This window comes from Streptomyces laculatispora (assembly GCF_017353455.1).
GTDB lineage: Bacteria > Actinomycetota > Actinomycetes > Streptomycetales > Streptomycetaceae > Streptomyces > Streptomyces laculatispora.
The window spans coordinates 1-24,022 of the sequence record NZ_JAFMPZ010000133.1 but is presented as its reverse complement, the minus strand read 5'-3'; the positions used below and the strand labels follow the sequence as shown (position 1 = coordinate 24,022).

Annotated in this window: 24 protein-coding genes and 3 pseudogenes; 19 read left to right on the top strand and 8 right to left on the bottom strand. The window is 69.0% G+C overall.

Annotated features, from left to right (window positions below):
* A partial coding sequence (locus tag J1C73_RS08000) for an electron transfer flavoprotein subunit beta/FixA family protein (RefSeq protein WP_207315726.1) occupies nucleotides 1-526 on the bottom strand: 526 nt, incomplete at its 3' end.
* 107 nt (nucleotides 527-633) lie between these two features.
* Here J1C73_RS08000 and J1C73_RS07995 point away from each other — a divergent pair.
* The 3 genes from J1C73_RS07995 to J1C73_RS07985 all read left to right on the top strand — a co-directional run bounded on the left by J1C73_RS07995 (nucleotide 634) and on the right by J1C73_RS07985 (nucleotide 4,029).
* Nucleotides 634-1,338, top strand: coding sequence for a TetR family transcriptional regulator (locus J1C73_RS07995; RefSeq protein ID WP_123466158.1), 705 nt, complete (start codon nucleotides 634-636; stop codon nucleotides 1,336-1,338).
* Between the two features lie 154 nt (nucleotides 1,339-1,492).
* Nucleotides 1,493-1,894 (top strand): zinc ribbon domain-containing protein, encoded by a 402-nt coding sequence (locus J1C73_RS07990; RefSeq protein WP_207315725.1) that lies wholly within the window; start codon nucleotides 1,493-1,495, stop codon nucleotides 1,892-1,894.
* 512 nt (nucleotides 1,895-2,406) lie between these two features.
* Nucleotides 2,407-4,029, top strand: coding sequence for a phosphodiester glycosidase family protein (locus J1C73_RS07985; protein ID WP_207315724.1), 1,623 nt, complete (start codon nucleotides 2,407-2,409; stop codon nucleotides 4,027-4,029).
* A 470-nt stretch (nucleotides 4,030-4,499) separates the two neighbouring features.
* Here J1C73_RS07985 and J1C73_RS07975 read toward each other — a convergent pair whose 3' ends face one another.
* A complete protein-coding gene (locus J1C73_RS07975) occupies nucleotides 4,500-4,787 on the bottom strand; it encodes a hypothetical protein (protein ID WP_207315723.1) in 288 nt (95 codons plus the stop codon).
* Between the two features lie 54 nt (nucleotides 4,788-4,841).
* Between J1C73_RS07975 and J1C73_RS07970 the strand changes: the two genes are divergently transcribed.
* The 4 genes from J1C73_RS07970 (at nucleotide 4,842) to J1C73_RS07955 (ending at nucleotide 6,767) form a co-directional block, all read left to right on the top strand.
* Complete coding sequence (locus J1C73_RS07970; RefSeq protein WP_207315722.1) at nucleotides 4,842-5,612, top strand: MerR family transcriptional regulator; 771 nt, start codon at nucleotides 4,842-4,844, stop codon at nucleotides 5,610-5,612.
* A gap of 86 nt (nucleotides 5,613-5,698) precedes the next feature.
* Complete coding sequence (locus tag J1C73_RS07965; RefSeq protein WP_207315721.1) at nucleotides 5,699-6,061, top strand: DUF2089 domain-containing protein; 363 nt, start codon at nucleotides 5,699-5,701, stop codon at nucleotides 6,059-6,061.
* Nucleotides 6,058-6,318 carry a hypothetical protein gene (locus J1C73_RS07960; protein WP_207315720.1) on the top strand — a complete coding sequence of 87 codons (261 nt, stop codon included), beginning with the start codon at nucleotides 6,058-6,060 and terminating at the stop codon, nucleotides 6,316-6,318. Before J1C73_RS07965 ends, J1C73_RS07960 begins: the two co-directional genes overlap by 4 nt.
* Before the next feature lie 20 nt (nucleotides 6,319-6,338).
* Nucleotides 6,339-6,767, top strand: coding sequence for an SHOCT-like domain-containing protein (locus J1C73_RS07955; RefSeq protein ID WP_207315719.1), 429 nt, complete (start codon nucleotides 6,339-6,341; stop codon nucleotides 6,765-6,767).
* Nucleotides 6,768-7,166: 399 nt separating this feature from the next.
* On the opposite strand, the gene J1C73_RS07950 is transcribed toward J1C73_RS07955, so the two are convergent.
* A complete protein-coding gene (locus tag J1C73_RS07950; protein ID WP_207315718.1) occupies nucleotides 7,167-8,039 on the bottom strand; it encodes an aldo/keto reductase family oxidoreductase in 873 nt (290 codons plus the stop codon).
* Between the two features lie 130 nt (nucleotides 8,040-8,169).
* On the opposite strand from J1C73_RS07950, the gene J1C73_RS07945 reads away from it, so the two are divergent.
* A complete protein-coding gene (locus tag J1C73_RS07945) occupies nucleotides 8,170-8,616 on the top strand; it encodes a winged helix-turn-helix transcriptional regulator (RefSeq protein ID WP_207315717.1) in 447 nt (148 codons plus the stop codon).
* Nucleotides 8,617-8,724: 108 nt separating this feature from the next.
* On the opposite strand, the pseudogene J1C73_RS07940 reads toward J1C73_RS07945, so the two are convergent.
* The 3 genes and pseudogenes from J1C73_RS07940 to J1C73_RS07930 form a co-directional block, all read right to left on the bottom strand.
* Nucleotides 8,725-9,322, bottom strand: a pseudogene (locus J1C73_RS07940) (transposase).
* A gap of 129 nt (nucleotides 9,323-9,451) precedes the next feature.
* Nucleotides 9,452-10,000 (bottom strand): GNAT family N-acetyltransferase, encoded by a 549-nt coding sequence (locus J1C73_RS07935; protein WP_207315716.1) that lies wholly within the window; start codon nucleotides 9,998-10,000, stop codon nucleotides 9,452-9,454.
* 963 nt (nucleotides 10,001-10,963) lie between these two features.
* Nucleotides 10,964-11,575, bottom strand: coding sequence for a MepB family protein (locus J1C73_RS07930; RefSeq protein ID WP_207315715.1), 612 nt, complete (start codon nucleotides 11,573-11,575; stop codon nucleotides 10,964-10,966).
* Between the two features lie 217 nt (nucleotides 11,576-11,792).
* Here J1C73_RS07930 and J1C73_RS36200 point away from each other — a divergent pair.
* The 4 genes and pseudogenes from J1C73_RS36200 to J1C73_RS07920 form a co-directional block, all read left to right on the top strand.
* Nucleotides 11,793-12,410: pseudogene (locus J1C73_RS36200) on the top strand (transposase family protein); the annotation flags it as partial.
* 80 nt (nucleotides 12,411-12,490) lie between these two features.
* Nucleotides 12,491-12,748, top strand: coding sequence for a hypothetical protein (locus tag J1C73_RS36195; RefSeq protein ID WP_443732215.1), 258 nt, complete (start codon nucleotides 12,491-12,493; stop codon nucleotides 12,746-12,748).
* Nucleotides 12,670-12,951, top strand: a pseudogene (locus J1C73_RS36190) (xyloglucanase); the annotation flags it as partial. The gene J1C73_RS36195 and the pseudogene J1C73_RS36190, both read left to right, overlap by 79 nt.
* A 108-nt stretch (nucleotides 12,952-13,059) precedes the next feature.
* The gene (locus J1C73_RS07920) at nucleotides 13,060-13,635 is read left to right on the top strand and encodes a hypothetical protein (protein WP_207315714.1); all 576 of its coding nucleotides are present in this window, start codon (nucleotides 13,060-13,062) and stop codon (nucleotides 13,633-13,635) included.
* Here the strand turns inward: J1C73_RS07920 and J1C73_RS07915 are convergent.
* Both J1C73_RS07915 and J1C73_RS07910 read right to left on the bottom strand, forming a co-directional pair.
* A complete protein-coding gene (locus J1C73_RS07915) occupies nucleotides 13,617-14,534 on the bottom strand; it encodes an acyl-CoA thioester hydrolase/BAAT C-terminal domain-containing protein (protein WP_307797627.1) in 918 nt (305 codons plus the stop codon). The genes J1C73_RS07920 and J1C73_RS07915 overlap by 19 nt on opposite strands.
* Before the next feature lie 4 nt (nucleotides 14,535-14,538).
* Entirely contained in the window at nucleotides 14,539-15,423 is an 885-nt protein-coding gene (locus tag J1C73_RS07910) for an SIS domain-containing protein (RefSeq protein ID WP_123463080.1), read from the bottom strand.
* Nucleotides 15,424-15,608: 185 nt separating this feature from the next.
* Between J1C73_RS07910 and J1C73_RS07905 the strand changes: the two genes are divergently transcribed.
* From J1C73_RS07905 to J1C73_RS07875, 7 genes are all read left to right on the top strand, one after another.
* Entirely contained in the window at nucleotides 15,609-16,409 is an 801-nt protein-coding gene (locus J1C73_RS07905; RefSeq protein WP_123463082.1) for a DeoR/GlpR family DNA-binding transcription regulator, read from the top strand.
* A 446-nt stretch (nucleotides 16,410-16,855) separates the two neighbouring features.
* The gene (locus J1C73_RS07900; RefSeq protein ID WP_242643870.1) at nucleotides 16,856-17,866 is read left to right on the top strand and encodes an ABC transporter permease; all 1,011 of its coding nucleotides are present in this window, start codon (nucleotides 16,856-16,858) and stop codon (nucleotides 17,864-17,866) included.
* A complete protein-coding gene (locus tag J1C73_RS07895) occupies nucleotides 17,863-18,822 on the top strand; it encodes a carbohydrate ABC transporter permease (protein WP_207315713.1) in 960 nt (319 codons plus the stop codon). The genes J1C73_RS07900 and J1C73_RS07895 overlap by 4 nt, the downstream gene beginning before the upstream one ends.
* A 51-nt stretch (nucleotides 18,823-18,873) precedes the next feature.
* Nucleotides 18,874-20,514: a type 2 periplasmic-binding domain-containing protein gene (locus J1C73_RS07890; protein ID WP_207315712.1), complete on the top strand. Its 1,641-nt coding sequence runs from the start codon at nucleotides 18,874-18,876 to the stop codon at nucleotides 20,512-20,514.
* A gap of 104 nt (nucleotides 20,515-20,618) precedes the next feature.
* Entirely contained in the window at nucleotides 20,619-21,794 is a 1,176-nt protein-coding gene (locus J1C73_RS07885; protein ID WP_124285444.1) for a Gfo/Idh/MocA family protein, read from the top strand.
* A 127-nt stretch (nucleotides 21,795-21,921) separates the two neighbouring features.
* Entirely contained in the window at nucleotides 21,922-23,097 is a 1,176-nt protein-coding gene (locus tag J1C73_RS07880) for an RICIN domain-containing protein (RefSeq protein ID WP_207315711.1), read from the top strand.
* Nucleotides 23,098-23,462: 365 nt separating this feature from the next.
* Nucleotides 23,463-24,022 (top strand): MBL fold metallo-hydrolase (locus tag J1C73_RS07875; RefSeq protein WP_207315710.1); only part of this gene is annotated, 560 nt, incomplete at its 3' end.

Below are 24,022 nucleotides of genomic sequence, written 5' to 3'. Positions count from 1 at the left end.
CCGCAGGCAACGACGCCTCCAACCGCTCCGACGCCGTGTCACCGTCCCGACGCCCGGTCACCACACCACCCTCGACCCTCACCTCCGACAACAACGTCACCTGCGGCACACCCAACCGCTCCGCCAGCAACGCCGGAACCACACCCATCGTGCCGTCCGTCGACGCCATCCCCGAGATCACCAGGTCATAACCCGTCTTCTCGACCGCCTTCGCCAGCACCAACGACGTACCCACCGCATCCGAACCGTGCAGACCATCGTCCTCGACGTGAACAGCCTTGTCCGCACCCATCGACAACGCCTTGCGCAACGTGTCCTTGGCATCCTGCGGACCCACCGTCAACACGGTGACCTCCGCATCATCCGCCCCGTCCGCGATCTGCAACGCCTGCTCGACCGCATACTCATCCAGCTCCGACAACAGACCGTCGACATCCTCACGATCCAACGTCAGGTCATCGGCGAAACGCCGGTCACCGGTCGCGTCGGGCACGTACTTCACACAGACAACGATCCTCAAGCTCACGCCGGCTCTCCTCACTGATGCGGTTCGTGCTCCGACTCTATGGCACTCAGTACCCTGAGTAAAGGTACCAAGTGCCGGATATCGGCTTCTGGTGCTACGTTTCCGCCATGACTGAGGACCGCGGACCAGCCAAGAAGCCGCCCATGCGTGACGTGCTCGCCGAGGCGGCCTTCGGGCTCTTCATGGAGCGCGGGTTCGAGCGGACCACGGTGGACGACATCGTCGCCAGGGCGGGCGTGGGGCGGCGTTCGTTCTTCCGCTATTTCCCGTCCAAGGAGGATGCGGTCTTCCCCGATCACGAGCGTTGCCTCGCGGACATGACCGCGTTCCTGGAGGCCGCCGGTGACGGCGATCCGGTGGACACGGTGTGCGACGCGGCCCGGCTCGTGCTGCGGATGTACGCCGTGAATCCGGAGTTCTCCGTGCAGCGCTACCGGCTCACCCGGGAGGTGCCCGGGCTGCGTACCTATGAACTCTCCGTCGTACGGCGCTACGAGCGGACCCTCGCCGGATACCTGGAGCGGCGCGGCGCCGGCACCCGGGACGATGCGCTGCGCGCCGAGGTGATCGCCGCCTCGGTGGTCGCGGCGCACAACAACGGCCTTCGCTCCTGGCTGCGTTCGGGCGGTGAGGGCGATGCCGGGGCCGAGGTGGACCGGGCGCTCGAACTCGTACGCACGGTGTGGGGCCGGGCGGCCCGGCTGCCCGCCGTGAGTGCACGCGAGGACGAGGTGATCGTGATGGTCGCGGCGAAGGGCGCCCCCATGTGGCGTGTGGTGCAGCGCATCGAGTCGGCTCTCGGCAAGGACTGAGTCGTCGGCCGCAGGTGCTTCGGGGGCGCTTCGGGGGGTGCTTCGTCAAGTTTCGGCACTCAGTACCTTTACGTGCTGGCACTAAGTGCCATACGGTGCCGGTGTGCCGTCGCCGGAGGTGCGGCGCACCGAGTCGAGCGCGGGAGGCCGAGACGTGTTCAGTACCGGAATCGACGTGGGGCGGACGGCCTGCGACGCGGCAGAACCGCACGCCGTCGAAGGGCTGGTCTACCAGGTGTGCCGATGGTGCGGCACCGCCTCCTTCCGTAAACTCCTGTGCCCCGTCTGCGCGTCGAGCGATCTCGAACCGGGGCGCAGTGACGGTCACGGTGTCGTCGTACGGTCCAGTGTTGTGAACCGCTATTCGCGGGTCATGCGGAACGAGTCCCTGGTCCGTTTCCCGGAAGGCTTTGTGTACCGGTGCCGGATCGTGGGCGCGGCGCCCCATCTCGTGAGTGTCGGCGACCGGGTCCGGCCCGTCGACGGCACGACCTCCGAGGCGGGCGAGGTCGTCCTCGAACTCTGCGATCCGCCCCTCACGGCCAACTGGTACTGACACGCCCCGAGTCGGGACGGGGGCTCTGCGCACCACGAGGGCGACGTGGGCGGAGCCTTCGGTGACGCGGGTGCGGTGGGCGTCGCGGTGGTTCCAGTGCACCGCGCCGCCGCCATCTGCGAGGTCTGCCGCAATCCGCCCAAGGACGCCGTACTGCTGTCCATCGAGGAGAAGACCGCGATCGCGGCCCGCTCCCGGAGCCATCCCACCCGCGCCGCGGAACCCGGACGACCCGCACGCGAGGAGTGCGAGTACCGCCGCCACGGCACCGCATCCCTGGTCACGGCGTTGGACATCCGCACCACCCCGAGCCTGACATCGCCGTCAGCAGCTTCTTTCCGCACGTGCTCATCGACTTCGGTGCAGCCCTGCCGGACTTATTCCCCGGCTGTTCCCCGAGCCGTTGCCGTTGAGCACCGATGCCGCTCCACCCACCGGTTCTACTCATCCGGAAGAGGTGGCCGGAAGGGCTCGGCTCGTGCGGCCACTCACCGTGAAAACCAGAGGATGCCATGACCCACAAGAACACCCGGTCTGCCGCGCGACCACGAGTCCTGCTGAGCGTCGCCGTAATATTCGCCGTCGTCACCTCGGGCGGATTCTGGGGAACGGCGCAGGCTGCAGCGCCCGGCTCCGCCGCCGCCCCGGCCACGGACGCGATCAAGTGGACGACGCAGAGGGTCGCTCCCGGCGTACAGGTGCGCAGTGCCACCATCGAGAACGGGAACGTCAAGCCGGTCTGGACGGTCACCGTCCAGGCCCCGACCACCGGTCGCCTGAGCGGCGCCGCGACCTGGGCGGCGGTGGGGTCCCGGTCCTGGGCCGACGCCACCGCGCAGCAGTTGCGCACCGGCGGTTTCGAACCGCGGGTGGAGACGGTGCGCTGGCCCGACTACGCCGACACCCCGCACGGTGTCATGGGTCTGCGGGTGAGGATCGGCTCGTACGCCACCCAGGCGGCCGCCCAGAGCGCCGCCCAGGCGGTCACAGCGGCGGGCTTCCACACCGCCGTCGACTGGACGGGCTACGACGCCGATCAGCCGGCCGACCGGGAGAACGTGCACGTCGCCGTCATCGATCCGCACACGTTCACCGGCACCGTCGAGGGCACCCATGACGGCAACGTCGCGCAGCGCGTGACCACCTCGTCGGTCGCCGCGAAGCTGGGCTCCGTGGTGGGCGTCAACGCCGGGTTCTTCGTCACCTCCGACGCCGACGGCGTCCAGGGAACGCAGTCGGGTCTCAGCGCGGACCACGGCGAGTTGGAGTCGATGGCCGCCGGATCCCGGGCGGCGCTGATCATCGGGGACGGCGGTCGGCACGTACGGGTGGCGGACCTGACGACGACCGTCACGGTGCACGCGCGCGCAGACAGCTACCGGGCCCAGGGCATCAACCGGGCGCCTGGTCTCGTCCGGGACTGCGGGCGTCCGGGAGCGACCCCGAGCGATCTGCCCTGGCAGGACGTCACCTGCCACGCGGCGAATGATCTGGTGCTGTTCACCGACGAGTTCGGCGCGCCACTGCCCATTGGACCCGGTACGCAGGTCGTGCTGGACGCCGGCGGCCGCGTGGTGTCGGCGGGTTCCCGCGGAGGCACCGTTCCGGCCCGCGGCACGGTCCTCCAGGGCATCGGCTCGGCCGCCGACTGGCTGACCGCTCACGCCCGTACGGGTCAGCGGATCGGTGTAGAGGCGGCCATCCGCGACACGGCCGGCAAGCGCGTGAAACTCGGCCGCAACGACAGCATCGTCAGCGCTTCCCCCACTCTCGTCAGTCACGGCCGTACCAGCATCGACGCAGCGACCGAGGGCGTCGTCGACCCGAAGGACCTGTCCTTCGGCTACGCCTGGGCGAACGTCCGCCAGCCGCGCACCATGGCCGGTGTCGACGTCAAGGGCCGACTGATCCTGGCCGTCGTGGACGGCCGCCGGACCGGTGGCAGTGAAGGCTTCACCCTCCAGGAGGCCGCCTCCTTCATGCGCTCGCTCGGTGCCGTGGACGCCCTCAACCTCGACGGCGGCGGCTCCACCGCCATGGCCGTCAACGGTGCCCTCGTCAACAACCCCTCGGACGCGACGGGCGAGCGGGCGGTCGGCGGCACCATCCAGGTGCTGTCCGGCCAGACCCACTGACGCGGCGCAGCAGCGGCTCCCCCCAACCAGGAGCCCCGTTGCGGGGAGCCACCGCATCGCGCCTGAACTGGCCCCGCGGTAGTTCGTGGAGGGGATGTGTGGCCGCGTGTCCCCGCCAGCGAATGGCGTGCTCAGGGTGTCAGCGGTCAGTTCGGCCGACCGGGCGGGCCGTTGACGCCCAGCTGTCCGTAGTGGTGGCCGTCTGCGATCCAGCCCTGCCGTTCGGCTTCGTTCAGGGCGGCGTCCCAGGGCTGAATGAACATGGCGCTGCTTGCGCGATCGGTGCTGCGGCGGTGATCAGGTGAGGGCCAGGAGGCTGACGGCGCCGGCGTCCCCCAGAGCGGGTCGGTCGGCACTTGGCTCGCAACCGCTCCGGCCTTGCGGACCTGCCGAATCCCTGGCCGGAGCGCGTCGGCCGTGGGCCGAACCCGATGGCCTGGTCCGGACGGCAGCCGCGAGCGGTCGGACTCTCAATTCCCCTGTTCGCCGGCCGGTGTCTCCAGCAGTCGGTTCAGCTCGTTCCCTGCGTCGTCGTATCCGGCGTCGGAGATCCGCTGCAGCTCGCACAGGTCGCCGGTTGCGGCTGCGCGCCGGGTGAGCAGCAGCCCGGCTCGCATGGAGCCCTCGTCCAGCAGTTCGCTCAGTTCCCCGAGGTCGCCGACCGCGTCGGCGAGGCCGGCCAGCCGGTCCAACGCGGTCTCGTTGCCCTCATCGGCCAGCTCGCGCAGGGTCTCCCGATCGGTGTTCGTGTTCGCCATGACGCCATGGTGCAACCCTGCCCCAGGGGAAAGGTCAAGTGGAACGATGGCCGGGTGATCACCATCGGGCAGCTGGCCAGGTACGTCGGAGTGTCGATCAAGACCATTCGCGTCTATCACGACAAGGGGCTGCTCCCGGAGCCCGACCGCGATGCGTCGGGATACCGGCGCTACGGTGCGGACGACGCCATCGACCTGATCAAGATCCGCACCCTCGCCGACTCCGGCGTCCCCCTGGCCCGTATCCGCGACCTGAGATCAGCGACCGACGAAGAGTTCCAGCACGAGTTGCGCGAGATCGACGACGAGCTCACCGCCCGCATCGCGGGCCTGCGGGCAGCGCAAGGGCGCCTGCGCCGGCTCGCCGCCGGGCAGCTTGCTCTCCTCCCCGCCGAGATCGGCGGCCATCTGGCGGACCTGGCCCGCTGGGGATTCACCCCGCGCTGGGTGGACCTGCAACGCGACCTGTGGATCCTCGTGTTCGCCACCCACCCGGACCAGGCGATCAGCCTGTTCAGGGACCAGACCGAGAGCCTGGCCGATCCCCCGCTGCGGCAGCTCTTCCTCGCCTACGACCAGGCACACGACCTCGACCCCGACGACCCCCGCATCGACGACCTCGCCCGCCGGATCGCCGAGGCGACCCGGGAACGCTACGGATCCGACGCACCGCCCGGGCTCGAAGCGGCCTCCGAGATCCCCGCCCTCATCCAGAGCACCGTCAACGCCGCGTCCCCGGCATGGCGGCGACTCGACATGCTCATCCGCACACAACTCATCGCGGGGGCGGGAGCCCGTGAGCCCAGATCATCGAAGATGGAATAATAAAACTTAAGGGTTGTTCGTTGACGACTTAAAAAACTCAATGTACAAATGAACATGAGTGCATCGCTGAGTGTGAGGAGCCGAGGGTGGACTGGCAGGAACTGACGGACCTGACGCAAGGGCGGCCGTTCGTGGTCGAGCGGGTCCGGCTGGCCGACAGCGGCGTCGCGGTCGAGGGGCAGTTCGAGCCGCCGCAGCTGGCCCAGCTCGGCGTCGACGACCAGGTGTTCGTCGCCGCGTTCGTGCGGTCGCACGGTTCGATCAAGGAGATGGAGCGGATCTTCGGGGTGAGCTACCCGACGGTCAAGTCCCGGCTGAAGCGGATCGCCGAAGCCCTCGATTTCGTCGACACCGACCCGGCGCCCACCGGCGCCGACGTCGTTGACCGTCTGCAGCGGGGGGAGATCACCGCCCAGGAGGCGCTGGCCGAGCTGGAGAGGTCTCGATGATCCCGCAGCTGGTGACGGTGCGCTATCGCCGTTCCGACGGCCGCCGGCGGCGGCTGTACGTCCCTGTCCTGCCGGTGGCGGTGGTGCTGTCACCGCTGCTGCTGCTCGCCGCACTGGCCGGACTGGTCGCCTGCCGCGTCTTCCGGGTGAGTCCGGTGGGCGCGCTGTGCGGCGCAGGGCAACTGCTGTGGGCGCTGCCCGGCACCCGGTTCGAGATTGAGCAGGGCCCAGCGGCCGTGCTGATAAGCGTCAGATGAATCAGAAGGGGAGAACGAGAATGAACGAGCAGCGCCGCCAGATCCTGCAGATGCTGGCCGAGGGCAAGATCACCGCGGACGAGGCCGAGCGGCTGATCAACGCACTCGAACGCCAGCAGCCCGAGACGCTGCCGGGGGCCGCACCCCGTCCGAAATCCCGGCCCAAGTACCTGCGTCTGGTGGTGAACTCGGAGGACGGCGGCGGCGACGGGCCGAGCCGGGTCAACATCCAGATTCCGCTGCAACTGCTGCGCGCAGGGGTCCGGATCGCGAGCCTCCTCCCGCCGCAGGCGCTCGCCAAGGTCAACGCGGAGCTGAACAGGTCAGGGGTGCCGATCGACCTCACCGAACTCAAGCCGCAGCACCTCGAGGACCTCATCGACCAGCTCGACGAGGTCACCATCGACGTCGACGACCCCAGCGGAAAGGTGCAGGTGTTCTGCGAGTAACTGCGCCCGCCGCGGGCGACTTCGAGGTGCGCCGCGCCCGGCCTGGGGACCGGGCCCGCCGAACAGCCCACCTCAGTCACTTCAGCCCCCGCACGGGAGAACTCCGCTGCTTCTCTTGTTATGCCTACGCTCAAGTGGGGTAGTGGTCCGCAGCCGCCGGCCGCCGTCTCTACAGTCGGTCTGCGTAAGAGTTCGCGCACATAGGTGCTGTGGGGGCCTCGGCGACAAGGCGGGCACAGGTGCCAGTGATCATGGAGTTGCGACGCCCTGTGACCATTGGGGAGACCTGTGCCCGTCCTTCCGACATGGCTGACCGACCCGCTGTGGGACCAATTCGCGGCGTTACCGCCCGAGCGGCGGAGGGTCAATCCGGCCCGTCCACTGGGAAGTCCTGTGGGGTTATCGGCCGATCTTGGCCAGCTCGGCGAGATCCTCGTCGGAGAGCGAGAGTCCTGCGCCCGCGATGTTCTCGCGCAGGTGCGCCACCGACGAGGTGCCGGGGATCAGCAGGATGTTCGGCGACCGCTGCAGCAGCCAGGCCAGGGCGACCGACATCGGCGTCGCGTCCAGCCGGTCGGCCACGGCCGTGAGCGCCGAGGACTGCAGCGGGCTGAAGCCACCGAGGGGGAAGAAGGGCACGTAGGCGATGCCCTGCTCGGCGAGCTCGTCGAGCAACTCGTCGTCGTGGCGGTGGGCGAGGTTGTACATGTTCTGCACGCACGCGATCGGCGCGATCGCCTGCGCCTCGGCGACCTGTTCCACCGTCGCGTTGCTCACGCCGAGGTGCCGGATCAGACCCTGCTGCTGGAGTTCGACAAGCGCCTCGAACGCCTCCGCGAGCGATCCGGCCACGGGACCCTGGGCATCGCCGAGCCGGAGGTTAACCACGTCCAGCGTGTCGAGGCCGAGGTTCTCCAGGTTCTCCTGGACGGCCCGGCGCAGCTCTTCGGGCTTGCGCGCCGGAGGCCAGCCTCCCTCCTCGTCCCTGGTCGCGCCGACCTTGGTCACGATGTGCAGCGAGTCACGGTACGGGTGCAGCGCTTCGCGGATCAGCTGGTTGGTGATGTGCGGTCCGTAGGCGTCGGCGGTGTCGATGTGGGTGATGCCGAGGTCAACGGCCTCGCGGAGGACGGCGAGTGCGCCGTCGCGGTCGGCCGGCGGGCCCATGACCCAGGGGCCGGCGAGCTGCATGGCGCCGTAGCCGAACCGGGTGAGCGTCAGGTCGCCCAGGGTCCAAGTGCCGCCGGGAAGGGAGGCGGAGGGGGTGCTCATGGCGTGCCTTTCGTGTTGAGCCAGGGGGTGGTGCCTAACGGCGCCTTGCACCATCATTGACATGTAGCATCCTGGTGGGAAGTAGGCACTTCGGAGTGCGTAAGGCACCCGTGGGTGAGAGGAGCGGTCCATGGCAACGATGTCGGCGGTCCAGCAGAGGGCACAGGCCAAGGTGGAGTACGACGCCTTCCTGGCGGTCTGCCCCAGCCGCAAGCTGCTCGACCGGGTCTCCGACAAGTGGGTCACGCTGATCCTGGCCGCGCTCGGCAACGGCGGCGGCTCGCATCAGCCAGGCGCCGACTGCGCCGGTGAGCCTCGGTCGATGCGCTACTCGGAGCTGCTGCGCCTGCTGGTCGGCGTCAGCCAGAAGATGCTCACCCAGACGCTGCGCTCCCTGGAGCGCGACGGTTTGATCACCCGCACCGCGACGCCGACCGTGCCGGTCACGGTCGCCTACGAGCTGACCGATCTCGGCCTGTCACTGCACGAAATGATGCGCGGCCTCAAGACCTGGGCCGAGGAGCACATGGACGATGTGCTCGCCAACCGCGAGACCTACGACACCCGGCTCGCCTGAACCACAAGGGCAAGACGTGGCCCGTTGTCATTTCAGGCATTGGCCTGATCAGGGTTGCCGGTCGCCGGGAACAGTCTGCGCGTAGGAGGCCGCGCAGACAGGCGGAGTTCATGGGCGGCGCTTCGGGCGCTCGTCCCAGCGATGGGTGGTCCAGGCCCGGCGGATCAGGCTGCGGACGGTGATGATCGTGTCTGCGAGATCGAAGAAGGCGTTGATGACAGTCGCGCGGCGTTCGTAGCAGCGGGCGAGGCGGGGGAAGGCGCTCTGCCAGGCGTGTGTGCGCTCCACGTGCCACCGTCGGCTGGCCTGGATCGGCACCTTCTCGCCCCTGTGCGCGATGCGGCCGTGCAGGTGGCGGGCGGTGAGGTCGGTGTGGGTCTTGTCCGAGTCGTAGCCGGCATCCAGGTGCACGGTGATGTCGTCGGGCAGCGACCCGAGGTCCTCCAGCAGGTCCAGGGTCGGGGCGAGCAGCGGGGAGTCGTGGCGGTTGCGGATGGTGGTCGCCGAGCAGGTGGTGTCGGCGATCGCCTGGTAGGAGCAGCCGAACCGCAGCAGTTGCAGCAGCTTGTCCAACACGATCCGGTCGCCGATGCGGGGCCGGTGGCAGCCCAGGGGGTGGGCTGGATCGACTGCGGGGCGGCTCGGGCGGCAGCGCCGCGAATTGGTCCCACAGCGGGTCGGTCAGCCATGTCGGAAGGACGGGCACAGGTCTCCCCAATGGTCACAGGGCGTCGCAACTCCATGATCACTGGCACCTGTGCCCGCCTTGTCGCCGAGGCCCCCACAGCGCCTATGTGCGCGAGCTCCAAAAAGTCGTACGGCGACAAACGCAAGCTCAACCGGGCGGCGTGACCGGGGACCACACGCCCATCCACTGTTCGGCGCCCCAGTCCTCGTACCGTTGTACCTCGGTGAAGCCCAGCTTCGCCGCGAGGCGCAGCGCGCGGTCGTTGGCGGTCTGGGTGCAGAGCACCACCGGCTCGCCGGGCATCGCGTCGGCGTACCAGCCGAGCGCCGCCGCGCACGCCTCGGCGGCGTACCCGTGTCCCCATGCCCGCGGCAGGAGCAGGTAGCCGAGTTCGGCCTCCCCGGCGTCCGGGCGGACGCGGCTCCGATGCTCCGGGGCGCGCCGGTTCAGCTCGATGGTGCCGATCATCGCTCCGTCGAGCTCGATCACGAAAAGGCCGGGGCGCCGCCCGGGCGTCTCGGGCAACGTGCGCTCGAACTCGTCACGCGGCCGATGGCCACCGATGTAGGTGCCCACCTCCGGCGAGGTGAACAGCTCGATGATCGCCGCACGGTCCCGGGCCTCGGGTTCACGGAGCACGAGCCGCTCGGTCCTCATCGGGGCAGGTGGCCAGGCGTCGGGTCCGAGCTCAGTCATGGCGGGCAACCTATCTCACGCCGCCGGGCAGGAGCCGCAGCGGGTGGCCGGGAACGTGCCATGCACCACCGCCAGTTGCTCTCCATGGGTTGTCGGACCCAGCCGGGGACCCTGATGAGCCGGGGCCGAGTCCGCCTGCCCTCCCCGAGGGCGCGGGCCGTGGCAGACTGCCGACATGGTTCTCATTCGAAAGGGCTATGCCGCGTAGGCGCCCGAAGGCCGTCCGCGCCGAGCGGTGGCGGCCGCCCAAGCACACGCCGGTCCGTCGAATCCCGCGCGTCTCTGCTCGAACTCGCGCAGCTGTGCGGCGTGTTGAGGCCGAGTACCTCTGGCCGGACGCGGTTGCCGATGCTCTTGACCGCTTCGAGTGGGCTTTCGGGCAGCCGGGACGATATCTGACTGGCCCCGCCGAGAGTCCCGGCATCGAGATCGAGGATGGCCGAGACGACCTGGACGTGGCGCTGCGGCGTCTGCCCGGAGGAGCCCGAGCAGATCTGGGTCGCTTGGTGGACAGGATCGACATGGAGTTCGAACGCCGTACTCTTCCGAACCCGGGCTGGGTGAGTGAGTGGACGGCGGGGCACTGGTGGTGGTGGCGCATTCGGGACCGTTGACGCCGGCGGTCGATGGCCCCTGGTGAGGTGCTGGGGCCATCCATGGACATGGTGGCAAGGAGCCGTTCATGGCGCGCCGGAGAAGGCTGACGCTGTCCGCTTCCCGAACGGCCCCCGCCCCAAGCCCTGGGCCAGGAGTATTCCTCACCGTCTGGAGACAGACCGCAGCCTGCGTCGAGGCGATCCTTGCCCAGGCCGACGCGTCCTGACTCGTCGGCCAGGCAAGCGCCGAGGTTGAACCGGGCCGCACGAATCACGCCGATCGGCCGGCAGCCTGAAGTGCTCGCCGACCATCAAGCGGCAGCCGCTTCTGGACGAGTCATTCCGAATGATCAGTGGCCGTAGGCGATCAGCGATCGCGCGCTGGGCCGGCCGGTCTTGTGGTTGTGCCCGCGCCATGCCGCGGGTGGTAGAGCTCTCGGGCGCGGTCCAGGTCGACAGGCCCGTCCTGAGGCAGATGCAGGAAGAAGTCCAGCTGCCACGCCTGCGTACTGCCGGCCTGGCGGTTGGTGGTGGTCACCCAGGGCGGGTAGACGCGAAAGGCTCGTTTCCCACCGGAACCGTTTGCTGATACGACACCGTGCTGGCGGAGCGCGTCCATGGGAAAGACGAACTGGCCGAAGTGGTGATGGTCGCGGGTGCTGATGGTGAAGAGGTCGACGGGGTCCGTGGCGTCGAAGGGCTGGATGGGCCCGGTCGGGGACCTCTTCCAGACGGTGGCGAATTGGCCGACCTTGGCAGGGGTCGTCCTGGCTGCGCGGAACCGGATGGAGAGGCCGTCAAGGGTGAACTCGTGGGCGGCGTAAGCGGCACCCTCGGCTTCGGGCACTGGCTGCGAACAGGTGAACCCGCAGGGGTCGTAGACGAGCGCCTTCGCCGCAATGAGATCTCCGTGGGCCGGAGCGGTGTCCAGCCACGGTTTGAGGTGGAGATGGGATGGGTGCTTGTGGTTCGTTGTCATTTCGTCCACCCTGCCACGGGCGCTTGGACGCAGTCGGCTCGACTTGGGGGACGTCGCTCTCGTCGAGGTAAGGGCCCGCAGAAGAACAACACGCGGGCGAGCGGCGGCTTGACGTGCGAGGTCAAGCACCAAAACCACCAAGTTAATTCTCTGCGGGCCCTAACGCGAATGCTGACGGTATGTCCGGGAGCGCAGACAGGGCGTCCGAGATCGTTGTGTGACGAACAACCTGGATGCCCTGCTGACAGCGCTTTACGTGAAGACCGATGACGAGGCCGGAGGGGACCGATGGCTGGGCCGTCCACCACGGTTGACGGACTCCGAGCTGGCCACGCTTGCCCTGCCCAGGCGATGTTCGGTTTCACCTCGGAGTCGCGGTGGCTGCGGTTCGTGGACTCCCGCCTGGGTGCGATGTTCCCGTACGTGCCAAAGCAGCCGGGCTGGAACAAACGGCTGAGGGCCGCGTTGCCGCTGGTCAAGAAGGCCGTGAGACTACTGGCCGTCGAGAAGGACTTGGTTGGACAACCACTGGATCGTCGGCTCCACCCCGGTGGATTGCGGTCGCTCGCGCCCACGGTGAGACGCTCGGACGTATCCGGCTGGGCCGGATACGGATACGGCGCCAGCCACAGCCGGTTCTTCTGGGACATTCGCCTGTACCTGGTATGCCCTTGACCGGGATGCCGATCCTTTGGACCCTGGCGAACCCTCAGCTCGACGAGCGCGAAGCGCTGACCGTGATGCTCGACCGCGAAAGGGCTTCGCCTCCAGCGGCTTTGCGACCGATCTGGCCCTGCGGGTCGCCGAATTGCTGCGGCGGTCGTTCAAACGCGAAGGCCCTTGCCTGTGGCCGTTGTGGCGTCGGGCCGGTCGGCATCTGTGTGTGACTCGCGTTGGCGCACGTGGACTTTCCTGGTGTCGGGGCAACGCACCGGCAGCGCGGGCAGCGCGACGCAGGACATCTACGTCGGGGTCGCCGACAAGGACAACACCGTCTACCGCTCCACCGACGGCGGGGCCACCTGGGCGCGGATCGCCGGGCAGCCGACCGGGTACCTGGCGCACAAGGGCGTGCTCGACTGTTCGGGCGGTCCTCGGGGGCCCCGCTGCTCAGCGCGCTCGGTGATGTCGGGGGCTTCCGGCACACCGATCCCGACGCGGTGCCCGGCATGATGTTCACCTCGTCGAACCTCACCTCGGCCACGAGTCTGGACTTCGCGGAGGCGAGCCCCGACGCCGTCGTACGGGTCGGCGACGCGGACGCCGCCTCGCACATCGGCTTCTCCACGGACCACGGGGCCGACTGGTTCCAGGGCTCGGAGCCCTCCGGGGTGACCGGCGGCGGCACCGTGGCCGCGGCTTCGTCTGGAGCCGGGAGGGCGCGGGTCCGACCCGTGCCGTTCCTCCCCTTCCGAGGGCGCCAGCGGAGCGGGTGAACACGGGCTCACTGGCCCCGTACAGGTTCGTCGGCCATACTGCCCGCCGTGGAGCAGCGCATAGATCCGAACACTCAGCCCGCGTACGCCGCAGGGACAGACCCGGCGTACATCCCTGGTCTCACGACCCCCCGAGCCACCGGAAAGGCGGACGAGGAGCCGGAGCGGACCGAGGAGCCGGCACCCGAGGACGCCGTGTCCGACGGTGCCGTGTCCGACGGTGCCGCGCCCGACGGTGCCGCGGCGGAGGCCGTGTCACAGGACCCGGAGCCCGACGGCGAGGTCGTCAGCAAGGCGGCGGACGACGAGGAGGACGAGGACGAGAACGAGAACAAGGGCGAGGACGGTCCCGCGTTCGCGGTGAGCGACCGCCGCGGTTCGATCACCGCAGACCGCGAGGGCATCCGGTTCACGCTGGACGACCAGGAGGCCGACTTCCGCTGGGACGAGATCGGGGCGGTGGAACTGAAGCCGGCCCGGTTCGGCCGCCGGTTCACGATCACGGTCCACATGTCGACCATGCGGTGGTTCAACGCCGAGGTCGAGGCGGCGGCCAGGAGCAGCCTCAAGGAGTGGACGGAAGGCTTCGACGCCGTCCTGGACGCCTACTTCGAGGAATCCTGACCGGCAGCCGACGCGGCCGGACCCGCGCCGAGAAGCGCGGTGAGCACGTGTGGCCAGGCGGCCGCTCCGAGCGCCGCGTCGGCTGCTGGTGAACCCCCGTGCCGGAAGGTGCCGGACACGGGCGCGGCGCCCTCGCCGGGCAGCCGCGGCCGGTGTCCCGCGCCGGCGCGGGTGACCAGCCGGACGGGGAGGCCGGCCGCCCGGCGCCGGGCGGCCAGCTCCTCGGCGTACCGCAGCGAGGGCCACATCAGATCGTCCCCGCCCGCCACCAGTACGAGTTCGGCGGCGGACCGCTCCACCGGGATGGCCGCGGCGGGGAGCCGGCCGGGATAGGTCCTCAGGCTCTGTTCGTACCAGCCGAGGACCGAGACCGGGGTGCCCTCGGGCTCGGACGCCGTCCAGGTGGAGTCGTAGGGGACGAACGGCAACGGCTGCCCCTGCCAGGTCCAGGAGGACCGGTGAGGCTCCGTCAGGCCGTCCCGGCCGGGGCCGACGTTCGCCCAGGTCAGTGAGGTGGGGGAGAGCGCCACCACGGCGTCGATGCCGGGCTGGAGGACGGACAGGTGCAGCGCGGCCTCGGCCCCCTTGGAGACCCCCAGGACACCGATGCGGCGGGCTCCCTCGGCGCGGAGCCGGCCGAGCGCGGACACGAAGGTCTCCAGCGGGACTTCGCAGATGCCCGGTGGCTGCTCAGGGCCGCCGAACCAGCGGATCGAGAGGGCGGTCATGCCCTCCCGGGCCAGCAGCCGGCACCGCTCCTCCTCGATCCGCCCGCTGGACCCGGAGAGCACGAGCACCCCGACGGCGCTGCCGTGCGCGGGTGCGGCGCGGAAGCCCGTCCAGGCATCCGCGCCGGCACCCGGTCCGGCGTGCACGCTGCTCTCGACGATGTCCGGCACGGGCTCAGGCGTCGGCCAGCACCACGGAACGGGTCAGGTGGCGCGGGCTGTCCGGGTCCAGGCCGCGGGCGGCGGCGCGGGCGATGGCCAGGCGCTGGACGCGGACCAGTTCGGCCAGCGGGTCCAGTCCGCTCTCCACCCAGCGGGCGCCGGTCGCCCGGACCTGCTCCCGCAGGCCCTCGGGGGCGGTGCCGAACATCCAGGTGGCGGTTCCGGTGGTGGCGATGCTGATGGGGCCGTGGCGGTACTCCATCGCGGCGTACGCCTCCGTCCAGGACAGCGATGCCTCCTTCATCTTCAGCGCGGCCTCGTTGGCGAGACCGGCGGTCCAGCCGCGGCCGAGGAAGGTGAACTGGGTGCAGTCCAGCAGCTCTTCGGGCAGTGGCTCGGCCAGCGCGGTCTCCGCGTCGCGGACCACGGCGTCGGTGTGCAGACCGAGGTGGGCCCGGAGCAGGGTCAGCAGGGTGGTGGCGAACCGGGTCTGCACGACGGACTGCTCGTCGGCGAAGTCGAGGACCACGACCGCGTCCGCGGACGTCATCACCGGGGTCTCCGGGTCAGCGGTGATGGCCACCGTCGGGGTGGTGCCGCGCAGCCGGTCGAGGAGTTCGAGTACCTCGGTCGTGGTGCCGGAACGGGTGAGGGCGACGACCCGGTCGTAGCGGCGGCCGAACGGGAACTCCGAGGCGGCGAAGGCATCGGACTCGCCCTGCCCGGACTCCTCACGGAGCGAGGCGTATGCCTGAGCCATGTAGAACGAGGTGCCGCAGCCGACCACGGCGATGCGCTCGCCGGTCGCGGGCAGTACGGCCGCCTGGCTCTGCGCCAGATCCGCGGCACGGCGCCAGCAGTCCGGCTGGCTGGCTGTCTCGATCTCGACAAATGACACTTTTGCACTCCGTACTGGTGATGGGATGCTCGTTAACGCACGGTATACGGGATGTGCAAGCATTATCAAGCATTTTCCTTGCAGGCGATTTGACTCGCCAGGGCCTTGTGCGACGCTTGCGCGAGTCCGGTGATCGTGCCCAAGGGGATGGGTGACCGTAGGCCGGGCCGGTAAGGAGAGTTCACGTGTCCAGGGATTCCCGGTGGAACGCACTGCTGGAGCTCGTCGGTAAGCATGGCCGGGTGGACGTCGAGGACGCCGCCAGGACACTGGATGTCTCGGCCGCGACCATCCGCCGCGATCTGGACCAGCTCGCCGAGCAGCAACTGCTCACCCGCACGCGGGGCGGCGCGGTCGCGCACGGTGTCAGTTACGAGCTGGCGCTGCGCTACAAGACGGGGCGCAACGCCCCGGAGAAGCAGGCCATCGGCCGCGCCGTCGCCGAACTGGTCGCGGTCGGCGAAGTGGTGGGGCTGACCGGCGGCACCACCATCACCGAGGTGGCCCGTTCGCTCGCCGTGCGCTCCGACCTGGTGGGGGACGGCGCCGCGGGGGTGGCCGGCCAGCCGACCCTGACGGTGGTCACCAATGCCCTCAACATCGCCAACGAGCTGGTGATCCGGCCGCAGATCAAGATCGTGGTGACCGGTGGGGTGGCCAGGCCTCAGTCGTACGAGCTGACAGGCCCGTTGGCCAGCGGCGTACTGGGCGAGATCACGCTGGATGTCGCCGTGCTCGGCGTCAACGCCATCGACACCGAACGCGGTGCGTACGTCCACCACGAGGGCGAGGCCAGCATCAACCGGCTGCTCGCCCAGCAGGCCCAGCGGGTGGTGGTGGCGGCCGACTCCTCGAAGATCGGCAAGCGGGCCTTCGCCCGGGTCTTCGACCTCGGGATGGTCGACTTCCTGGTCACCGACAAGGGGATCACGCCGGAGGCGACCGCCCGCTTCACCGAGGCCGGCGTCACGGTCATCGCTGTCTGAGCTGTCGAGCCGCCTGAGCTGTCCGAACGGCGGGCCGTCCCACCCGAAGGGTGTGGCGGCCCGCCGTTCTGCGTGCCCTGGGCCGCGTTCCGGCGTGCTGGAATATGCGCTGGACCGTGCATGATCAATCACAACCAAGCATCCTGTGGCCGATTCTGACGGTTCGGCAGCAGCGATGGTGGTCACATCGAGGTCACGCTGTGTGTCTTCTGTGCATATTTCGATCCCTTGGGCATGCTGGGGCGCTGCGTGCTGTGACTTTTACTTGTCAATAGATGTTCGTTACCTCTGCGAAATGAACAACTCTTGCCATTCGGGTGCACTGTCGTGAACTATGTGCCTGTCGCCGCGCAGGAGCAGTGGCCGCACGCCCTTCGGGGGTGCGCGCCGCCTTCACGTATGCGGGACGTTCTCTCGCTTCATCAGCCCTGGAGGTGCCTGTGACGATGGCAAACGCGCCGGTCACAGATGTGCGGTCGCCTGTGCCGCAGCCCCGCGACCCGGACGACGCGGATCGGCCCGCCGGGAGGAAGCGCGGGAAGAACCGAATACGGCAGCCACTCCGGCACCGCCTGAAGCGGGACCGGGCGCTCCTGCTCCTCTGTCTGCCGGGTGTCCTGTTCTTTGCGCTGTTCTTCTACCTGCCGCTCGCGGGCAACGTCATCGCCTTCCAGGACTACCAACCGTTCCTGGGGTTCAAGGAAAGCCCGTTCGTCGGCCTCGCGAACTTCACCGCGCTGGTCGCCGAACCCGAGTTCTGGAGCGCGGTCTCCAACACGCTCCAGATCACCGCGATCCAGCTGGTCCTGTACTTCCCCGCACCGATCGCCCTGGCGCTGCTGCTCAACTCGCTGATCAGCGAGAAGATCAAGCGGTTCATCCAGACCGTCGTGTACCTCCCGCACTTCCTGTCCTGGGTCGTCGTCGTCGCGATGTTCAAGCAGGTGCTCGGTGGCGCCGGCTCGGTCACCACGCTCCTGATGGAGCACGGCGTCAGCATCGGCAACGTGATGACGGACCCCGGTACCTTCAAGCTGCTGATCACCGCCCAGGCCATCTGGAAGGACTGCGGCTGGGGCACGATCATCTTCCTGGCGTCCATCGCCTCGATCGACATGGCGCAGTACGAGTCCGCCGCGATGGACGGCGCCGGATGGCTCCGCAGGATCTGGCACATCACCCTGCCGGGCATCCGGCCGGTGATCCTGATGCTGCTGATCCTGCGGCTCGGCGACATTCTCTCGGTCGGCTTCGAGCAGATCATCCTGCAGCGTGACGCCGTCGGCCCGGACGCCTCCGAAGTCATGGACACCTATGTCTACTTCCACGGAGTCGTGGACGGCGACTGGGGCATGAGCACCGCCGCCGGTCTGATGAAGGGCGTCATCGGATTCGCCCTCATCCTCGCCGCCAACAAGCTGGCCCACCGCTTCGGCGAGCAGGGAGTTTACCGATGAGTCAGCAGTCCGTCGCGGCCCGGCTGCGCAGCGCCCGGTTCGGCCCCCGGGGCGGGGCGCGCCCCCGCGTCTCCCACGGCAGGCCGCCGTGGATGGAGCGCCCCCACTGGTACGGACAGGGCGCGAAGGCGGCGGCCCTGGCCGTCCTCACCGTGATCGTGCTCTACCCGTTCGTCCTCGCCATCGGCACCAGTCTGGCGGGCCGCGAGGAGCTGAACGCCAACGGCGGTTACGTACTGCTGCCGCATCACCCGACGCTGGAGGCCTACCGGGTCATCCTCTCCGGCGGGGTCGTCACCCAGGCCGCACTGGTCTCCATCATGATCACGCTGATCGGCACCGCGCTCAGCCTGGCGTGCACGGTGATGATCGCGTACGGGACCTCGCGCCCCGGCACGGTTCTCGGCAAGCCGATCCTGCTGCTGGTGCTGGGCACGTTCCTCTTCGCTCCCGGGATCATCCCGACGTACCTGGCGGTCCAGCAGTTCAAGATGCTGGACACCTATGCCGCGCTGATCCTTCCGGTCCTGCTCAACGCGTTCAACATCGTGGTCGTCCGCTCCTTCTTCCAGAGCATTCCCGAGGAGCTGTACGACGCGGCGCGGATCGACGGCGCCGGTGAGGTCACGGTCCTCTTCCGGATCGTCCTCCCGCTGTCCAAGGCGGTCCTCGCCGTGGTCGGCCTGTTCTACGCGGTCGGGTACTGGAACAGCTTCTTCAACGCGGTGCTCTACCTGAACGACTCCAGCAAGTTCCCCATCCAGGTGATCCTGCGCAGTTACGTGCTCAACGGGCAGAGCATCAACGCGTCGGCCATGGGCGTCCACGCGGTGCCACCGGCGACCTCCTTGCAGATGGCCGTGCTGATCATCGCCATCGTGCCCATCTTCTGTGTCTACCCCTTCCTTCAGAAGTTCTTCGTCAAGGGCGTCCTCACCGGGGCGATCAAGGGCTGATCCGCCCGCCCCCCATCGCCGCCACGTACTTCACATCCTTCAAGGAGCCCCATGTCCACCAACCTGTCCCGGCGCGGATTCATGGGCGCCGCGGGAATCGCCGGCCTGACCGTGGCCGGTCTGACGACCCTGAGCGCCTGTGGCAGCGGTGCCACGGTCAGCAAGGGCGGTTCCAAGGCGTCGGCCAGGCTCAAGCTGCCGGCCTACGTGCCCGCGCAGACCGCTCCCGCCGACCTGGCGGGCAACGCGGCCGGTCTCGACGCCACGTACCTGCGGTACCCCAAGGCCCTCACCAAGTCGGTGGCCAAGGCGCCCGGTGACGGCAGCCGCATCACGGCCCTCACCGAGACCTTCACCACGCCCGCACCGCCGCAGGCCAAGAACGCCTACTGGCAGGAGCTGAACAAGCGCCTCGGGGCGCAGTTCGACATGACGATCGTGGTGGACCAGGGCGTTGACGCGTACCTCACCAAGTTCAACGCCATGATGGCCGGCGGCGACATACCCGACCTGGTCTGGTTCCCGCCGAACCAGGGCATCCAGCGTGTGCCCGAGCTGCTGGACGCCAAGTTCCACGACCTCACACCGCACCTCTCCGGCGACGCGGTGAAGGACTACCCGAACCTGGCGAACCTGCCGACCACCGCATGGAAGACCGCCGTGGTCAACGGGAAGATCCGCGGCGTCACCGTCGCCTACGGTTCCATGGGCCAGGTCTACGCCGTCAACCAGGACTTCTGGAAGCCGGTCGGCGGCGCCGAGTTCAGCAGCGCCGAGGACTTCCTCGCCAAGGGCAAGGAGCTCCTGGACACCAAGCGCAACAAGTACGTCCTGGAGCCGGCGTACGTGAACCACATCGGGATGTTCGGCCAGTGGTTCGGGGCGCCCAGCGGCTGGCGCCTGGAGGGCGGAAAGCTGACCCACATGTACGAGACGGAGGAGTACCAGGAGGCCCTGGCGTTCGCCGTCAAGGTGGCCAAGGCCGGTCTCTTCTGGCCGGACCCCAACCTCAGCACCACGATGGAGAAGATGGCGCAGGGCACCCTCGGCGCCTACGTGCAGTCCTTCCCCAGCTTCCTGGTGGACGCCAAGACGTACGACTTCCCGTTCGGCGTCATCGTGCCCTTCGCCGCCAGGGCCGGTGCCAAGCCGAGGTACAGCATGGGGTACGGCTCGGTCGGCTACACCGCCATCAGCAAGAAGGCCGACGCCGAACGCGTGAAGATGCTGCTGGGCGTCATGGACTACCTGGCCGCCCCCTTCGGTACCGAGGAGCGGCTCTTCCTCGACAACGGTATCGAGGGCACGCACTTCAACCGCACGTCGGGCGGGGACGTCAAGCTGACGCCCAAGGGGAACTCCGAGGCGGTGACCACGGCCATGCCGCTGGCCTTCCTCGCCGCGGGCCCCGAGTACATCTACCTGCCGGGCAAGTCGGAGCTGGCCGGGAACATCCACGGCTGGCAGCAGGAACTCCTCAAGATCAGCCAGACGAACCCGACGAGCGGGCACTTCTCCGACACGTCCACCAGCAAGAGCCCTTCGCTCACCACCGCCATGAGCGACTGCCAGCTGGACATCGTCGCGGGCCGCAAGCCGCTCTCCGCGTACAAGGAGCAGCTGCGGAAGTGGCGCTCCGGCGGCGGTGACAAGATGCGCGCCGAGTTCGAGGCCTCGATCGCCGGCCGGTAGCCCGGAGGCGGCCCACCCGCACAGCCGGCCCGGCAGCGGTCTCCCCCGGACTACTGCCGCACCCGCACCATTGCAGCACCCGTACAGACAGAGAGAGGACCCCCGTGTCAGACCTGCGACTCGGCGTCATCGGACTTGGCCTGCGCCGTTCCATCGCGATGTCCGCCCACCACCCCGGACAGGGTTCGGCGGTCACCGCCGTCTGCGACCTCGACCCCGAGGTACGCCGCCGCGAGGCCGAGCGCTTCGGCACGGACGTCGCGGTCGAGGACTACAAACTCCTCCTCGGCCGGGACGACATCGACGCGGTCGTCATCGCGACGCCGGACGACACCCACGAGGCCATCGCCATCGACGCGCTGCGGGCCGGCAAGGCCGTCTTCGTCGAGAAGCCGCTCGGGATCACCGTCGAGAGCTGCGACAACGTCCTGCGCGCCGCGTACGAGACCGGGACCCGGCTCTACGTCGGCCACAACATGCGGCACATGGGTGTCGTGCGGCTGATGCGCGACATCATCGCGCGCGGCGACATCGGTGAGCCCAAGGCCGTCTGGGTGCGGCACTTCGTCGGTTACGGCGGCGACTACTACTTCAAGGACTGGCACGCGGACCGGACCCGGACCACGGGTCTGCTCCTCCAGAAGGCCGCGCACGACATCGACGTGCTGCACTGGCTGGCCGGCGGCTACACCCGGCGCGTCAACGCGCTGGGCGACCTGCTCGTCTACGGTGACCTGCCGCGGCGCGAGCCGGACACCCCGCGGCCCGACAACTGGCTGCGCGAGTTCGACTGGCCGCCGACGGCCCGCAAGGACCTGCACCACATCGTGGACGTCGAGGACGTCTCGGTGATGAACATGCAACTCGACAACGGCGTCGTCGCCGCCTACCAGCAGTGCCACTTCACCCCGGACTACTGGCGCAACTACACCGTCATCGGCACCGAGGGGCGGCTGGAGAACTTCGGCGACAGCCCCGGTGACGAGGTCAGGGTCTGGAACACCGGTCCCAGCGGATACCGCGCCGACGCCGACATCACCTACCGGGTCCCGGAGGCCGGCGGCTCGCACGGCGGCGGGGACACCCGGGTCATGGAGGAGTTCTGCCGCTTCGTGCGCGACGGGGGCGTCACCGACACCTCGCCGGTCGCCGCCCGGATGAGCGTCGCCGCCGGTGTGCTCGCGACCCGCTCTCTGCGTGAGGGCGGTGCACCGTACGACGTGCCCGCTCTCGACCCCGAGCTGGTGGCGTACTTCGAACGCGGTCAGGTCCGCGCTTAAGGATCTGACCGGGAAAGGCCGGACAGGGCCTCGGCCCTGTCCGGCGGGTTTCACCGCAAGAGATGCACAGAGCCGGTGCATGCACGGCAATGATCCCCGTTCCCCCCATCAGAAGCAGGTGCAACGCATGACCCTGCGCCACTTGTTCGGCACCGTCACCGCCACCGTCGCAGCAGCCGCTCTGGCCCTGCTCGGCACGGCGGCCCCCACCCAGGCCGCGGACCTCGGGACCACTCCCGGCACCTACACCAACTACTCCTTCTCCGGTGCGCCGAAGCTGACCGACGTCACCTGGTCCACCACCGTCCTCCACGATCCCGGATACCGGGCGAACGTCTTCTGGAGCCACCAGTTCGGCTTCGACCAGGGCAACGGCGCGTACCTCGGGATGCAGTCCAACGGAGGGTCGAGCCGGGTGCTCCTCTTCTCCGTCTGGGACGTCTCCGAGGCCAAGGCCGGCTCAGCCGGGAGCTGGTGCCAGGGCTTCGGCGGCGAGGGCGAGGGCATGAGCTGCCGGATGAACCTCGACTGGACCGCCGGCCACCGGTACACCTTCAAGGTGGCGGCCGAGGGCGACGGCTGGTTCGGCGCCACGGTCGCGGACGCCGGCACGGGAGCCTCGTACAAACTCGGCAGCATCAAGACCCCGGCCACCGCCATCTCCCCGTCGGGAATGGTCGACTGGACCGAGTACTTCGAGTGGAACAACCCCCGCTCGAACTGCTACGACCAGCCGTTCAGCGACGCCCGCTTCGGGATACCCACCGGCAACGGCGGTACGGTCACCGGCACGGTTTCGGCCACCTCCAACAGCGGCAACGCCTGCGCGTCCATGACCCGGACCGATGTCGCCGCCGACTCCACGGTGCAGAACCTCGCGATAGGCAACTCGGTGCGCGGCGCGGTGACCGGGCAGGGAGGCAAATGCGTGGACGCCTTCGGCGGGGTGTCGGACGGTGTCGCCGCGGACCTCTACACCTGCTCGGGCGGCGCCAACCAGGCCTGGGTGAGAGCGGCCGACGGCACACTGCGCCTGACGTCCGACTACTGCCTCACCGCGGAGGGCACCGGCAACGGCGCCGCCGTACGGGTACGTGACTGCGCCGGTACGGGCGCGGGCGGCGCGGTCACCGATCAGGCCAGACAGTGGACGTACAACGGTTCCACGCACGCACTCGTCAACAAGGCCTCCGGCCGCTGTCTCGATGTCCCCGGCGGCGACACCACGAACGGGACCGCGCTCAACCTGTGGGACTGCGGCGGCGGCGCCAACCAGCAGTGGAACGTGCCCGCGACCTTCTAGACCGTGTCCGGTCCTGATCCGCCGGACAGACCCTGGGACACTGCGCGTCACGAGGCCCCCGGCCGGTCGCTGCCAAGCGGTCCCGCCGGGGGCTTTATGGCGTCTGTTTTCAGCCATGCTCGGTGGGTAATCGGCCCCTTCCGGTTTGACGGCCGCCCGTCGCGCAACGGCGGCAGGGCGACGGACGGTCGGGTGGTATCCACCGAAATATCCGGATGATCCGGTAAGGGGGACGGTTTGGATGGTCTCGCACGGTCACCGGTCAGCTGCCCCGGGCGTGATGGTTAGGCGTTTTCAAGCCAACGGGACACTGTTGTGGCCGAGTTCGAACGCGCGGCCGGAAAGCGGTCGGCATAATCGCGTCCATGTCGATCACGGGTGGAGACGTCGTTGACCTGGGCCGGGGCCTGCACGCATGGCTCCCGCCGAAACGGGGCTGGGGGCTGGCCAACTGCGGCCTTCTCGTCTCGCCCCGCGGCGCGCTCTGGATCGACACCCCGTACGACCCGGTGCTGGCGGGGCAGTTCCTGGCCGAGAGCACGAAGCTGCTGCCGGACGGCGTCTCCATCGACCGGGTGATCGTCACGCACGCCAACGGCGACCACTTTTGGGGCGCCGGCGTGCTCCCGGACGCGGAGATCATCGCGACCCGTGAGGCCCGGGACCACATTCACTACGAGCCCACCCCGAAACAGCAGCACGCGCTCGTCAACGGCAGCGATCCGGCAAGCCCGCTCGGCGACTACCTCGGCCGCCACTTCGGCCTGTTCGACTGGTCGCAGACCGAACCGGTCCAGCCGACCACCTACTTCACCGGGGAGCTCGAACTGACCCTGGGGGAGTACCCCGTCCGGATCTCCGCCCTGCCGTCCGCGCACACCACGGGTGACCTGATGGTCCACCTGCCCGCCCAGAGCGCCGTGTT